This is a genomic window from Streptomyces inhibens, from assembly GCF_022221585.1.
In the GTDB taxonomy this organism is placed as follows: domain Bacteria; phylum Actinomycetota; class Actinomycetes; order Streptomycetales; family Streptomycetaceae; genus Streptomyces; species Streptomyces inhibens.
This window is the reverse complement of the sequence record NZ_CP084681.1, coordinates 4,517,243-4,531,149: the sequence shown is the minus strand read 5'-3', so window position 1 is coordinate 4,531,149 and position 13,907 is coordinate 4,517,243. Positions and strand designations below refer to the sequence as shown.

13 protein-coding genes are annotated in these 13,907 nt (G+C 72.0%); all 13 read left to right on the top strand.

Going from position 1 to position 13,907, the window contains the following annotated elements; all coding sequences use genetic code 11:
- Nucleotides 1-287 precede the first annotated feature (287 nt).
- The 13 genes from KI385_RS20690 (at nt 288) to KI385_RS20630 (ending at nt 13,842) form a co-directional block, all read left to right on the top strand.
- Nucleotides 288-1,667 carry a CpaE/TadZ family protein gene (locus tag KI385_RS20690; protein ID WP_238578101.1) on the top strand — a complete coding sequence of 460 codons (1,380 nt, stop codon included), beginning with the start codon at nt 288-290 and terminating at the stop codon, nt 1,665-1,667.
- Between the two features lie 269 nt (nt 1,668-1,936).
- Entirely contained in the window at nt 1,937-2,338 is a 402-nt protein-coding gene (locus KI385_RS20685; protein WP_128510943.1) for an NADH-quinone oxidoreductase subunit A, read from the top strand.
- Nucleotides 2,329-2,973 (top strand): NADH-quinone oxidoreductase subunit B, encoded by a 645-nt coding sequence (locus tag KI385_RS20680; protein WP_238573682.1) that lies wholly within the window; start codon nt 2,329-2,331, stop codon nt 2,971-2,973. Before KI385_RS20685 ends, KI385_RS20680 begins: the two co-directional genes overlap by 10 nt.
- On the top strand, nt 2,970-4,244 hold the full coding sequence (locus KI385_RS20675; protein WP_238573680.1) for an NADH-quinone oxidoreductase subunit C: 1,275 nt from the start codon (nt 2,970-2,972) through the stop codon (nt 4,242-4,244). Before KI385_RS20680 ends, KI385_RS20675 begins: the two co-directional genes overlap by 4 nt.
- Nucleotides 4,241-5,206, top strand: coding sequence for a complex I subunit 1/NuoH family protein (locus KI385_RS20670; protein ID WP_238573678.1), 966 nt, complete (start codon nt 4,241-4,243; stop codon nt 5,204-5,206). The genes KI385_RS20675 and KI385_RS20670 overlap by 4 nt, the downstream gene beginning before the upstream one ends.
- A complete protein-coding gene (locus KI385_RS20665; protein ID WP_238573676.1) occupies nt 5,206-5,844 on the top strand; it encodes a NuoI/complex I 23 kDa subunit family protein in 639 nt (212 codons plus the stop codon). Before KI385_RS20670 ends, KI385_RS20665 begins: the two co-directional genes overlap by 1 nt.
- Nucleotides 5,841-6,452, top strand: a complete 612-nt coding sequence (locus KI385_RS20660; protein ID WP_238573674.1) for an NADH-quinone oxidoreductase subunit J family protein — start codon at nt 5,841-5,843, stop codon at nt 6,450-6,452. The genes KI385_RS20665 and KI385_RS20660 overlap by 4 nt, the downstream gene beginning before the upstream one ends.
- Nucleotides 6,452-6,823 (top strand): NADH-quinone oxidoreductase subunit NuoK, encoded by a 372-nt coding sequence (nuoK, locus tag KI385_RS20655; protein WP_128507262.1) that lies wholly within the window; start codon nt 6,452-6,454, stop codon nt 6,821-6,823. Before KI385_RS20660 ends, nuoK begins: the two co-directional genes overlap by 1 nt.
- Entirely contained in the window at nt 6,820-8,817 is a 1,998-nt protein-coding gene (locus KI385_RS20650; RefSeq protein ID WP_238573673.1) for an NADH-quinone oxidoreductase subunit 5 family protein, read from the top strand. Before nuoK ends, KI385_RS20650 begins: the two co-directional genes overlap by 4 nt.
- Nucleotides 8,818-8,931: 114 nt before the next feature.
- Nucleotides 8,932-10,611 (top strand): complex I subunit 4 family protein, encoded by a 1,680-nt coding sequence (locus tag KI385_RS20645; protein WP_238577771.1) that lies wholly within the window; start codon nt 8,932-8,934, stop codon nt 10,609-10,611.
- Nucleotides 10,611-12,167, top strand: coding sequence for an NADH-quinone oxidoreductase subunit N (locus KI385_RS20640; protein ID WP_238573671.1), 1,557 nt, complete (start codon nt 10,611-10,613; stop codon nt 12,165-12,167). Before KI385_RS20645 ends, KI385_RS20640 begins: the two co-directional genes overlap by 1 nt.
- A 283-nt stretch (nt 12,168-12,450) precedes the next feature.
- Nucleotides 12,451-13,317, top strand: a complete 867-nt coding sequence (gene htpX / locus KI385_RS20635) for a zinc metalloprotease HtpX (RefSeq protein WP_238573669.1) — start codon at nt 12,451-12,453, stop codon at nt 13,315-13,317.
- A gap of 132 nt (nt 13,318-13,449) precedes the next feature.
- A complete protein-coding gene (locus tag KI385_RS20630; RefSeq protein WP_238573667.1) occupies nt 13,450-13,842 on the top strand; it encodes a YccF domain-containing protein in 393 nt (130 codons plus the stop codon).
- The last annotated feature ends 65 nt before the right edge of the window (nt 13,843-13,907 follow it).

Genomic DNA, 13,907 nt, shown 5'->3' with positions numbered 1-13,907 from the left:
CGGCCCAGCCGCCCGTATCCGCTCCGCCCCTCTCCGCTCCGCCGGCACCCGGCGCGCCGGCCCCCGCCCCATCGCCTTCGCCTTCGCTTTCACCTTCGCCTTCGTCCTCGGCAACGGCACCGTCCGCCCCCGCCCCCGCCCCCGCCCCCGGTCGCTACGGCCGCTCCGGGCTGCCCGCGCGGACGCCCGTCTCCGTACCCCTCCTGCCGCCGGAACTGGCCGACGGGCAGCCCCGGCCACGCCGCGGTGATCCACTGGCCCGGCGCGCGGGCCGTGTCCTGCGCCGGGTGTTCGCCTCGTCCCCGGCCGCCGAGACGGCCGCCGTCACGCAGGCCGCGTACGCCATCCAGCAGCCCGTGACCACCGGCCGGCAGATCGCCGTGTCCAGCATCCGCGGCGGTGCCGGTAAGTCCACCGTCGCCGCCCTCCTCGCGCTCACGTACGCGCACTACCGCTCCGATCCGGTGCTCGCCGTGGAGGCCGACCCGGCGCTCGGCACGCTGCCGCACCGGCTCGGCGCACGCGAGGTGCGCTGGTCGGGCAGCGACCTTGCCGAGATCGTCGACCCCTCGATGCTGATCACGGACCTGACCGGCTATCTCCTCCCGTTCGCGGGCGGCGGCTGGCTGCTGCCCGGAAGCCAGGGCTCCATCGGTACGCGGCTGGACATCGGCACCTACCGCGTCGTGATGACGTCGTTGCGCCGCCACTTCGCGGCCACCGTTGTGGACTGCGAGACGCTGCCCGCCGAGGTGGCGCGCACCGCGCTGGTGACGACACAGGCGCGGGTGCTGGTCACCCCGGCGACGCCGGAGGGCGTGGCGGCCACCCGTTCCGTACTGGACTGGGTGGGCGGTCTGCACCCCGGGCTGCTGCCCACCACGGTGGTCGTGCTCACCCACTCCTCGCCCGACAGCGGCGTCGACGTACGCAAGGCCGCCGAGCATCTGGGCGCCGGTGGCGCGGCGGTGCTGCCGCTGCCCTACGACCGTCACCTGGCGGCCGGCGGTGCGATCCGTACGGAACTGCTCGGCGAACGGACGCGGGAGGCGGCGGCGCGGATCGCCGCCGAGGTGATGGACCGCGCGGTCTCGCGGGAATCGGGCCGGCGGCAGCAGCCGCAGCAGCCGCAGCAGCCGCAGCAGACAACGGCATACGCGCCGGAGCAGGCGGCGACCTACGCGACGGGCCGGGCGACCGCGACCGGGCACGCGCAGGCTCAGGCACCGGCACAGCCGCAAGCCCAGCCCCGGCCCCACGCCCACCCCCAGTCCCACGCCCAGCACCAACCCCCACCGGCCCCTCAGCAGCACTACGCACCCCAGCCCGCCCCCCAAGCCACACCCCAGGCCCCCTCGCAGCCTCAGCCCTACGCCCAGCCCCAGCCCTACGCCCAGCCTCAGCCGCACCCCCAGTCGCAGTCCCAGTCGCAGTCCCAGTCGCAGTCCCCGGTACCGCCGCACATGCCGGCCGGGCCGGTCGCGCCCGCGCCCGCGATGCCGCCCCAGGCGCCGGCCCCTACCGCCTCACCGGCCCCTACCGCCTCACCGGCCCCTACCGCCTCACCGGCCCCTACCGCCTCACCAGCCCCTACCGCCTCACCAGCCCCCACAGCCCCGCCCGCCCCCGACAACCGGAGCCCCTTCGACGGCGGCCCGATCCGCTGATCCACCCCCTCGCGGCGGCTCCCCTGTCCCCCTCCTTGACGCCTTCCCCCTCGGCTCCCGACAGCCCGGCCGGTCCGCTCTGTGAGACGGCTTCTGAGACAACCGGGCGCGACATCTACGCTGCCGCCCGCCCAGGTAGGGCGAAGTAGGGACAAGCTCACCGTCGGCGACGACGCGGCCGCTCAGGCAGCTCGGGCAGGGCCTAGACTCCCGTCCGTACAGATCGTCGAAGTCGTTGAACAAGCGCAGTCAGGGAGCGAGGGGCGGACGTGCCGGACGCGACCGTACGTACCACCGTCGCCGCGGACTATTTCCAGGGCTACTCGGTCGTCGGGATCATCGCCGTGATCGGTGTGCTCTTCGTCGCCGTGGCCTTCGGTGCCGGGCGGCTGCTGCGGCCTGTGGTGCCGACGCCCGAGAAGCTGCTGACGTACGAGTGCGGCGTGGATCCGGTCGGCGAGGGCTGGGCGCACACCCAGGTCCGCTACTACGTCTACGCGTTCCTCTACGTCATCTTCGCCGTCGACTCGATCTTCCTGTTTCCCTGGGCGACGATCTTCGCCGCCCCCGGTTTCGGCGGCGTGACGCTCGTGGAGATGTTCATCTTCCTCGGGTTCCTCGCCGTCGGCCTGCTCTACGCATGGAAGAAGGGCGTCCTGGAATGGACGTGACCCCCGTCTCCAACAGCTCGGCAGCCGCGTCCGAGGGCGCCGCCCCCGAGTTCCTGCCGGAGCCGCGGCGCCTGGGCACTCTCGCCCGGCTCGCGCCCGAACCGATGAAGGTGGTCCTGAACTGGGGCCGCCGCTACAGCCTGTGGGTCTTCAACTTCGGCCTGGCCTGCTGCGCCATCGAGTTCATCGCCGCGTCCATGGCGCGCCACGACTTCATCCGGCTCGGTGTGATCCCGTTCGCACCCGGCCCCCGCCAGGCCGACCTGATGGTCGTCTCCGGCACCGTCACCGACAAGATGGCGCCCGCGGTCAAGCGGCTCTACGAGCAGATGCCCGAGCCGAAGTACGTCATCTCCTTCGGGGCCTGCTCCAACTGCGGTGGCCCGTACTGGGACTCGTACTCGGTCACCAAGGGCGTCGACCAGATCATTCCGGTGGATGTGTACGTACCGGGCTGCCCGCCGCGTCCCGAGGCGCTGCTGCAGGGCATTCTCAAGCTCCAGGAGAAGATCGCACGCGAGTCGCTGGGGGAGCGGTACGCCCAGGGCGGCGCCGCCCGGCCTTCGGCGGCCGCGCTGCGCAGCGGCCTGGTGACGCCGCCCGCGCCGAAGACGGCGGGGGAGGAGCCCCGATGAGCGAGCACCCCGAGCACCCCGAGCACCCCGAGCACCCCGAGCAGTCCGCGCCGCAGGCCACGTCCGAGCAGGCGGAGAGCCCCGAACAGCCCGAGCAGCCGGCTCCCGAGCCGGTCGTCGGCTGGCTGCCGCGCCCCGCGAGCGAGATCTTCGGTACGGGGGCCACGGCGGAGCTGGCGTACGACCTGCTGACCGTCGACGTCCCCGCCGACAGCTGGCTCACCGCGCTGACCGCCGCCCGGGACGACCTCGGCTGCACCTATTTCGACTGGCTGAGCGCCGTCGACGAGCCCGGTACCGGCTTCCGTATCTGCGCGCACCTCGTGGAGGTGGCGCACCCCGGAACCGTCCACCGGCTGATCGTCCGTACGACCGTGCCGCACGACGCGGCCGCGCTGCCCACCGCCGTGGGTGTGTACGCGGGCGCTGGCTGGCACGAGCGCGAGACCCACGAGATGTTCGGCGTCGATTTCACCGGCCATCCGAACCTCGTACCGCTGCTGCTCCCGGAGAGCTTCGAGGGCCACCCGCTGCGCAAGGACTTCGTACTGGCGGCACGGGTCGCCAAGGCGTGGCCGGGGGCCAAGGAGCCGGGCGAATCCGAGCACGGCGGGCCCAAGCGCCGTCAGATGCTGCCCCCGGGCGTCCCGGACCCGAATGAGTGGGGTCCGCTGAAGGGGCAGCTGCCGCCTGCGCCGGCGCGTCCGGCGAGGGGTGCTCGTGCGGCGGGTGGTGCGCGTGCGGCGGGTGCCGCGGGCGCCGCCGCGGGCGAGCGTCCGGCGCGGCGTACCCGGACCGCGAGTGCGGGCTCGGCCAGCCAGCAGGCGGCGGGGGAGGGGACCGGGACTTCGGCCGCCTCAGCAGCCCCAGCGGCCCCGGCCGCCCCAGCAGCCCCGGTGGCCCCGGCCGCCCCAGCAGCCCCGGCGCCTGCCGAGCGACCGGAGCGTCCGGCACGTCGTACGCGTTCGGTGAGCGAGGGTTCGGCCAGTCAGCAGCGGGCGGCGGCGGAAGCGGCCGCGCCCGAGGCGACCCCGGCGGCGGCCCCGAAGACGGCGGCCCCGCGCTCCTCCGACGCACCGTGGCACCACGCGCGCCCGGCCTTCGACGAACCGGAGAAGCAGGCGGAGCCGGAGAAGCAGGCGGAGCCGAAGCCGCAGACCGAACCGAAGCCCCAGGCCGAACCAGAGCAGCAGCCGGAGCAGCAGCCGGAACCGAAGCCGCAGCCCGAACAGGACGAGCCCCAAGACCCGGCAGGAGGCGACACCCCATGAGCGACGCTCTCGACATCGCGCTGCGCCTCATCGCGGTCTTCGTCGCCTTCCTGGTCTTCCCCCTGGTCATCGGGCAGACCGAGCACAAGGTCATGGCCCATATGCAGGGCCGGCTCGGCCCCATGTACGCGGGTGGGTTCCACGGCTGGGCACAGCTGGTCGCCGACGGTGTGAAGTTCGCGCAGAAGGAAGACATCGTTCCGGCGGGCGCCGACCGGCGGATCTTCCAGCTCGCGCCCGCCGTCGCCCTGCTGCCGTACCTCCTGGTCCTGGTCGCCATCCCGATAGGCCCGCACAACGCCGTGGGGCAGACCCTGGACGCGGGGATCTTCTTCGTCCTCGCGGTCATGGGCGTCGGTGTGCTCGGCTCGCTGATGGCCGGCTGGGCCTCGGCGAACAAGTTCTCGCTGCTCGGCGGTCTGCGGACGGCCGCGCAGCTGCTCGCCTACGAGCTGCCGATGCTGCTCGCCGCGGCCTCCGTCGCGATGGCGGCCGGGACGCTCTCACTGCCCGGCATCGTCGAGGCCTTCCACTGGTGGTGGGTGCCGTGGCAGATCGTCGGCGGGGTGGTCTTCTTCACCGCGGGGCTCGCCGAGCTCCAGCGGCCGCCGTTCGACATGCCGGTCGCCGACTCGGAGATCATCTTCGGCGCGTACACCGAGTACACCGGACTGCGCTTCGCCCTCTTCCTCCTGGCCGAGTACGCCGGCATCGTCGTGCTCTGCGCGCTGACCTCGGTGCTCTTCCTGGGCGGCTGGCACGGCCCGTTCGGCGCCGACGGCCTGGGCTGGCTGTGGACGCTGCTGAAGACGGTGATCCTCGCCTTCGGCGTCATCTGGCTGCGGGTGACCTACCCGCGGCTGCGCGAGGACCAGCTGCAAAAACTCGCCTGGACGGTTCTCATCCCGCTTGCTCTCGCCCAGATCGCCCTCACCGGCGTCATCAAGGTGGTGATCTCGTAATGGCCCTGGAAAAGAAGACAGGCTGGCCCGGAAGCGGCCTCGCCAAGGGCCTGGCCGTCACCCTGCGGACGATGACGAAGCGGTCGGTCACCGCCCAGTACCCGGACGTCCAGCCCGACCTCGCGCCCCGTACCCGCGGTGTCATCGGGCTGTTCGAGGAGAACTGCACGGTCTGCATGCTGTGCGCCCGTGAGTGCCCGGACTGGTGCATCTACATCGACTCCCACAAGGAGACGGTGCCGCCGGCCGCGCCCGGAGGACGGGAGCGCAGCCGCAATGTGCTGGACCGCTTCGCGATCGACTTCGCGCTGTGCATGTACTGCGGTATCTGCATCGAGGTCTGCCCCTTCGACGCGCTCTTCTGGTCGCCGGAATTCGAGTACGCCGAGACGGACATCCACGATCTGACCCATGAGCGCGACAAGCTCCGTGAGTGGATGTGGACGGTGCCCGAGCCGCCGGCGCTCGACCCGGCGGCCGAGGAGCCGAAGGAGATCGCCGCCGCCCGTAAGACCGCGGACAAGCTCGCCGCCCAGCAGCAGGCAGAAGCAGAGGCAGAAGCAGAACAGGCCGAGGCCCAGGAACAGGACCGGGGCCAGGCCCAGGACCGACCGGACACCTCAGGGGAGGGCACGTGACGCTCGCCGCCACCGCCGGCCACGGCTTCCTCTCACCCACCGGTGTCGAGATCGCCTTCGTTCTCGTCGGTATCGCCACCCTCGGCGCGGCCGTCATCACCGTCACCACCCGGCAGTTGGTGCACGCCGCCCTCTGGCTGGTCGTCACGCTCGGCGGGGTCGCCGTCGCCTACCTCCTTCTCACGGCCGAGTTCATCGCCTGGGTGCAGGTGCTGATCTATGTCGGTTCCGTCGTTGTCCTTCTGCTCTTCGGGCTGATGCTCACCAAGGCGCCCATCGGCCGCTCCCCGGACGCCGATTCGGGCAACCGCTGGGCCGCGCTCGCGGTGGCCCTGGCCTCGGCCGCGGCCCTGGTCTGGGTCGTCGTGGACGCCTTCCGCGCCACCTGGATCAACCTCGACGGCCCCGCCCAGGGCTCCACCGAGGTCACCGGGCGCAGCCTCTTCCAGTACTGGGTGCTGCCCTTCGAAGCGCTGTCCGTACTGCTGCTCGCCGCGCTCGTCGGGGCGATCGTGCTGTCCCGCAAGGCCGACGAGGGCAAGGCCTCGGTGGCGGCCCTCGACAACAGCGCCTCCCGTGCCCCCGCCCCGCGAGAGGAGCAGCGCTGATGCATCTCGCTTATCCGGCAGTCCTCGCCGTCCTCCTCTTCTGCACCGGTCTGTACGGCGTGCTGGCCCGCCGTAACGCGATCCTGGTGCTGATGTCCGTCGAGCTGATGCTCAACGCCGTCAACCTCAACCTCGTCGCATTCGACGTCTGGCTGCGCGACACCCTGCACGCCGGCCAGGCGCTCACCCTCTTCACCATCGCCATCGCCGCCGCCGAGATCGGCATCGGTCTGGCGATCGTGCTGCTCGTCTACCGCAACCGCGGCAGCTCCGACATCGACCGGCTCCGCGACCTCGCCGAGAAGACGGGTGAGGCGGACGCGGCGGACGGCACCCCGCAGCCGGACACCAAGGCGGAGGCCACCGCGTGACGCTCACGACCACCGCCGTTCTCGCTCCTCTCCTGCCCTTCCTCGGGGCCGTCGCCGGCCTCCTCCTGGGGCGCCGCACGCCCGGCTTCGTACGCCCGCTGGCCGTGCTGCCCACGCTCGCCGCGGCCGCACTCACCGTGACCGTCGCCGTCGGACAGGGCGGCGGCCCGGCCACCGACGTCGCCACCCGGCTCACCCCGACCGGCTCGATCCCCATCGACCTGGCCCTGCACATCGACGGCTTCGCCGCGCTGATCGCCGTGCTGGTCGGTGTCGTGGCGAGCTGTGTGCAGATCTACTCCACCGGCTATCTGCGCGACGACCCGCGCTACCCCTCCTACGCCGCGCTGGTCTCCCTCTTCACCGCCGCGATGCTGCTGGTCGTCTACACCGGCGACCTGATGGTGCTGCTGGTCGGCTGGGAAGTCATGGGCATCTGCTCCTACTTCCTCGTCGGCCACTACTGGGAGACCGAGACCGCCCGCGCCGCCTCCCTCAAGGCCTTCCTCGTCACCAAGCTCGGCGATGTCCCCTTCCTCTTCGGCATCTTCGCGCTGGCCGCCGACACCGGCACCTTCCGCATCACCGGCATCCTCGGCTCCGTCGCCAACGGCGGCCTGGACCACCCGACGCTGATCGCGCTGCTGCTGCTGGCCGGTGTCGCGGGCAAGTCGGCGCAGTTCCCGCTGCACACCTGGCTCCCGGACGCGATGGCCGGCCCGACGCCCGTCTCGGCGCTGATCCACGCCGCGACGATGGTGGCGGCCGGTATCTATGTCGTGGCCCGTCTCCTTCCCGTCTTCGCCGCCTCCGCTGCGGCGCTGGTCGTGATGGCCGTCATGGCCGCGATCACCATGGTCGGCTCCGGCCTGGCGGCGCTCGCCCAGGACGACATCAAGCGCGTCCTGGCCTATTCGACGGTCGGTCAGCTCGGCTACATGCTCGGCGCGCTGGCCGTCGGCGACCGCGGTGCCGCCGTCTTCCACCTCATCTCCCACGGTGCGTTCAAGGCCCTCCTCTTCCTCGGCGCGGGCGTGATCATCCACGCCGCCGGCACCAACTCGCTGGCCGCCATGTCCCGGATGAGCGGCCTGGCCCGGCGCATCCCGGACGCCTACTGGACCGTCACCGTCGCGCTGCTCGCGCTCGCCGCGATCCCGCCGTTCGCCGGCTTCTTCTCCAAGGAAGCCGTCCTGGGCGCCGCCGAGCACGCCGCCGCCGGTGCGGCACACGGCATCCCCGGCGCCGCCGGCTGGACCGTACTGATCTCCGGACTGCTCACCGCCCTCCTCACCGCGGCCTACGCCGCCCGTCTGTGGCTGCTGGCCTTCAAGGGCAAGGGCGTCGAAGTCCCTGATCACGGCCCGCAGCCGGTCGTCATGAACGCCGTCCTGTGGGTGCTCTTCCTGCCGACCGTCGCGCTCGGCCTCGCCGCCCCCCTCCTGCCCGAGTGGTTCGACGGACGCTCGCTCGCGCCGACCCTGACCACCTCCGTCCTGGGCACCGGTATCGCCCTCGTCGGCGGCCTGGTCACCTACGCGACCTGGCGCCACACCACCGCCCTCGCCGCCCGCACCCCGATCGGTTCGGTCGTCGTCGACCCGGACGCCAGCCCCGCGGTCGCCGAGGAGACAGCCATGGCCACCCACGCCCCGGTCTACGGGGACGTCGCCGGCGCGGCCGATCCCGCCGACCCCGGCCGCCTTCTCCTCGGCCCGCTGCACCGCCACGCGGCCGTCGGCTTCCACGTCGATGCCGTCTACTCCGCGCTGTTCGTCCGGCCCGTCCGCGCCGCCGCCACGCTCGTCCGCTTCCTGGACCGCGAGGTCGTCGACACCTACGTCCGCGGTGCCGGCACCGCCCCCCGCTGGCTGGGCGCCGCCGTCCGCCGCGCCCAGACCGGCAACGTGCAGACCTACCTCGGCGCGCTGCTCGCGGGCTCGCTCGTCCTGGCCATCGCCGCCGTCCTCGTCGCTACGGGCACGGGAGCCTGACCGATGCCGCAAACCCCCGGTGCACGCACCCCGCACCCCCAGCCGACACCCCTCGCGGCCGGGCTCGCCGGAGCCGAAACCCTGAGGAGGGCCTGACCCGTGAACCCCACCGCTCTGCAGTACCTCCTCGCGGCGGTCGTCGCCCTCCCCCTTCTGGGCGCGGTCGGCGCCCTGCTGCCGTCCCGCCCGTCGCCCGACCGCCACCCCGGCCGGAAGCGCTTCGCGCTGCCCCTCTCCTCCGGTCTGCGGGGCCGCAACCCCGACCAGGCCGTACTGCGCCATGGCGTGACCCTCACCGGCGTCGTGCTCGCCGCCGCGCTCGCGCTGGCCGTCGGCTTCGACCACGACCATCCGGCCCGTATGCAGGCCACCACCGACATCAGCTGGATCCCGGCGCTCGACATCCGCATCCACCTGGGCGTCGACGGCATCTCGCTCCCCCTTGTCGTCCTGACCGCGCTGCTGACCTTCCTCTGCGCGCTCTACAGCTACTTCCACATGCCGACGGGCCCGTCTCCCAAGGCATTTGTGGCCCTGCTGCTCGTCCTGGAGGCCGGCACCCTCGCCACCTTCGCCGTCCTGGACCTGATGCTCTTCTTCCTCGCCTTCGAGATGGTCCTCATCCCGATGTACTTCCTCATCGCCCGCTGGGGCGGTGCGGGAAAGCAGGCGGCGGCTTGGAAGTTCATCCTCTTCACGCTGCTCGGTTCGGTCGTGATGCTGCTGGGCCTCCTCCTCATCGGCCTGAAATCCGGCACGTTCGACATGGTGGCACTCGCCACTGACAACGGCCCGAAAGCCCAGCTCAGCCACACTGTTCAGGTGCTCGCGGTGCTCGCCGTCGGCATCGGACTGGCCGTCAAATCCCCGATGTGGCCGCTGCACAGCTGGCTGCCGGACGCCCACACCGCCGCGCCCACCGTCGGCTCGGTACTGCTGGCCGGTGTGCTGCTGAAGATGGGCACGTACGGCTTCGTCCGGATCGCGCTGCCCATCACGCCCGAGGGCATGCACACCTTCGCGCCGTACCTCGCCGCGCTGGCCGCCATCGGCATCATCTACGGCTCGCTCGCCTGCCTCGCCCTGGTACGCCAGGGCGCCAAGGGCGACCTCAAGCGCCTGATCGCCTACAGCTCCGTCGGCCACATGGGCTTCGTCCTGCTCGGCATCGCCAGCATGACCCCCACCGGCGTCAACGGCGCGCTGTTCGCCAACATCGCGCACGGCCTGATCACCGGCCTGCTCTTCTTCCTCGTCGGCGCCCTCAAGGACCGCTACGGCACCACCGACCTCGACGCTCTCTCCGGCAGCACCGGCGCCGCCCTGTACGGCAAGGCCCCGCGCTTCGGCGGCCTGCTCGCCTTCGGGGCCGTCGCCTCGCTGGGCATCCCCGGGCTGGCCGGTTTCTGGGGCGAGATGCTCGCGATGTTCGGCGCCTTCCGGCCGGCCGCGGGCCTCAGCCGCCCCGCCTTCCTGACGTTCATGGTGCTGGCCGGCCTCGGCACCCTGCTGACCGCCGCCTATCTGCTGCTCGTCGTCCGCCGCGTCTGTATGGGCGGCACCCCGCACCTCGCACCGATCGCCCCGCTCGGCGCGGCCGACCCGGCCGACCCGGACTCCGGGCCCGCGGCCGAAACGCCCGCACCGGCCCCCGCCATCCCCGACATCGCGCACTACGAGTACGCGGCCTGGACCCCCCTGGCCGTCCTCACCGTCCTCGCCGGACTGTGGCCGGCGGCCCTCCTCGGCCTCACCGACCCGGCCGTCCAGCAGCTCCTCGGAGGCGGTAAGTGATGAGCTCGATCACCTCTTTGGTCCAGTCCGTCGACTGGCTCGCCATCGCACCGCCCACCCTCGCCGCGGCCGTCGCCCTGGCGGTGCTCGTCGCCGACCTCTTCCTCCCGGCGGCCCGCAAGCCGCTGCTGGGCTGGATCTCCATGGCGGGGCTCGTGCTCGCCACGCTCTTTCTGCTGCCGCTCCTGGACGGCGACCGCCGCACCTTCTGCCTCCAGGGCCACCCCGATGCGTGCAGCTACGTGGTCGATCCGTTCACGGTGGTCATCCAGTTCCTGGTGCTCGGCGGGGCGCTGCTGACCGCCCTGCTGTCCATCGACACCATCAAGGACCACGACCTGCCCACCGGCGAGTACTGGTTCCTGCTGCTCTCCTCGGCGTCCGGCGCCGCCCTGCTGCCCGCCTCCAGGGACCTCGCCACCCTCGTCATCGCCCTCGAAGTGGCCTCGCTGCCCGCCTTCGCACTCGTCGGACTGCGGCGCGGCGACCGGCTCTCCTCCGAAGCCGCCCTCAAGTTCTTCCTGTCCTCGGTGGCCGCCACCGCCGTGATGCTGCTCGGCGTGAGCTTCCTGTACGCGGCGACCGGCAATCTGCACCTCTCCCGGGTGGCGCACGCCCTCACCGCCCTCCCCGACCCCCGGCTGGCCACCCTGGCGAGCGCCGGCGTCGCGCTCACCCTGGTCGGCTTCGCCTTCAAGACCGCGGCCGCCCCGTTCCACTTCTGGGTGCCGGACACCTACGTCGGCGCGCCGCTCCCGATCGCCGGATACCTCTCCGTCGTCGGCAAGGCCGTCGGCTTCTCCGGCCTGATCCTCGTCACGGTCCAGGGCTTCCCCTCGTACGCCGACGTCTGGGGCCCGGCGCTGGCCGTCCTGGCCGCGCTCACCATGACCGTCGGCAATGTCGCGGCCCTCCGCCAGGATCCGCGCCGCGCGCACAGCGCCGTCCGCCTGCTCGCCTGGTCGTCGGTCGGCCAGGCCGGCTACCTCCTGGTCCCCATCGCGGCGGCCGGCTACGCCCACGACCCGGCGCACGCCATCGGCTCCACCGTCGCCTACGCCCTGATGTACGCGGCCGTGAACCTCGGCGCGTTCGCCGTCGCCGCCCTGGTGGCCCGTACGCGCCCGGCCAACCGCCTCACCGACTACCGGGGCCTGTACGCCCGGCGCCCCCTGGTAGCGCTCGCCCTCGGCTTCTTCCTCCTCTGCCTCGCCGGTCTGCCGCCGGGCATCATCGGTCTGTTCGCCAAGGTCACGGTCTTCTCCGTGGCCGTCGACGCGGGCCTGGCCTGGCTCGCCGTCGTCATGGCCGTCAATGTCGTGATCGCGCTCTACTACTACCTGCAGTGGACCGCGGTGCTCTTCCGGGGAGCCGAGGAAGCCGAGGAGACCGAGGCAGCCGGCGCTCCCCAGGCCGTGCCCACGGGAGCGCGGCCGCCCCACGCCCGGATCCCGGCCCCCCTCGCCACCGCCATCGCGCTCGCCACCGTCCTCGGCATCGCCCTCTCCGGCGCCCCGCAGCTCGTCCTGCGCTTCGCCTCCGGGGCGCTGCTCTAACAGGTCACCGAGGGGCCCGACGGGCGGCCGCAGGATCCGACGGACCGCCGGGCCCCGTAGGGGACTTGAACACCCAACCGGCCCCATACGGGCCCCAACGGGCACCGTCCCACCCGTATGGCGGCACACCCCTCCGGCCGCACCCCGAGCCCCGCCCGGCGCCGCCACCCGTGCACAAGGGAACCAGCCCCACTCATCTGGCGTTGACCAGTGCGTAAGGGTCCACTGGAGAGTGGAGAACGAAGTACAGGGTTCCCCTGCCGCACCACCTGGAGGGCGTACCGTGCACCGCCGGCACAACGGGCTCAGGACCGCCGTACTCCTCGGGGGACTGTCCGCACTCATCATCGTCATCGGCAGCCTGTTCGGCCGTACGGGCCTGATCATCGCCGTCGTCGTCGCCCTGGGCACCAACGCCTACGCCTACTGGAACAGCGACAAGCTGGCGCTGCGGGCCATGCGGGCGCGCCCCGTCAGCGAGTTCGAGGCGCCACAGCTCTACCGGATGGTCCGTGAGCTCTCCACGGCGGCCCGCCAGCCCATGCCGCGCCTGTACATCTCCCCGACCCAGGCGCCCAACGCCTTCGCCACCGGCCGCAACCCCCGCAACGCCGCGGTCTGCTGCACCGACGGCATCCTCCAGCTCCTCGACGAACGTGAACTGCGCGGCGTCATCGGCCACGAACTCAGCCACGTCTACAACCGCGACATCCTCATCTCCTCCGTCGCGGGCGCGCTGGCCTCCGTCGTGATGTTCCTCGTCAACTTCGCCTGGCTGATTCCCATAGGCCGCTCGGACGACGACGAGGGCCCCGGCATCCTCGGCATGCTCCTGATCATGATCCTCGGCCCCATCGCCGCGTCACTGATCCAGCTGGCCGTCAGCCGCTCCCGCGAGTACCAGGCGGACGCCTCGGGCGCCCAGCTCACGGGCGACCCACTGGCCCTGGCCTCCGCCCTGCGCAAGCTCGAAGCCGGCACCCAACAGCTCCCGCTCCCGCCCGAGCCACGCCTGGAAACCGCCAGCCACATGATGATCGCCAACCCCTTCCGGGCCGGCGAGGGCATGTCCCGGCTGTTCTCCACCCACCCCCCGATGCACGAACGCATCACCCGCCTCGAACAGCTGGCGGGCCACCACCGCCCCTGAAGCCGCCGGGGCCACCGGCATCGGTGGCCGTCCTGCCGAGCCCGTCGCATCATGAGTGCAACGCTTCGCCGGGCCCAGTGCGTCTAGCACGGCAGATACGTTCTTGGCCGTGCCCGTGGAAGGCTGCTGATCATGAAGTTCATCCTCAACGTCCTCTGGCTGGTCCTCAGCGGCCTCTGGCTGGCGATCGGCTATGTCATAGCGGGCATCATCTGCTGCATTCTGATCATCACCATCCCGTTCGGCATCGCGTCCTTCAGGATCGCCGGCTACGCCCTGTGGCCCTTCGGCCGTACGACCGTCCAGCGCCATGACGCCGGCGTCGGCTCGGCGATCGGCAATGTCATCTGGATCATCTTCGCGGGCTGGTGGCTGGCCCTGGGCCACATCATCACCGGCATCGCCCTGTGCGTGACGATCATCGGCATCCCCTTCGGCATCGCCAACTTCAAGATGATCCCGATCTCCCTGATGCCCCTCGGCCGCGACATCGTCCCCACGGATCAGCCCTTCGCGCCGCGCTGACCGCCCGCCCCGTCGGCACGCCCGTCGACGCTCCCGGCCCCTCGGGGGCTCGTACGAGCCGTCAA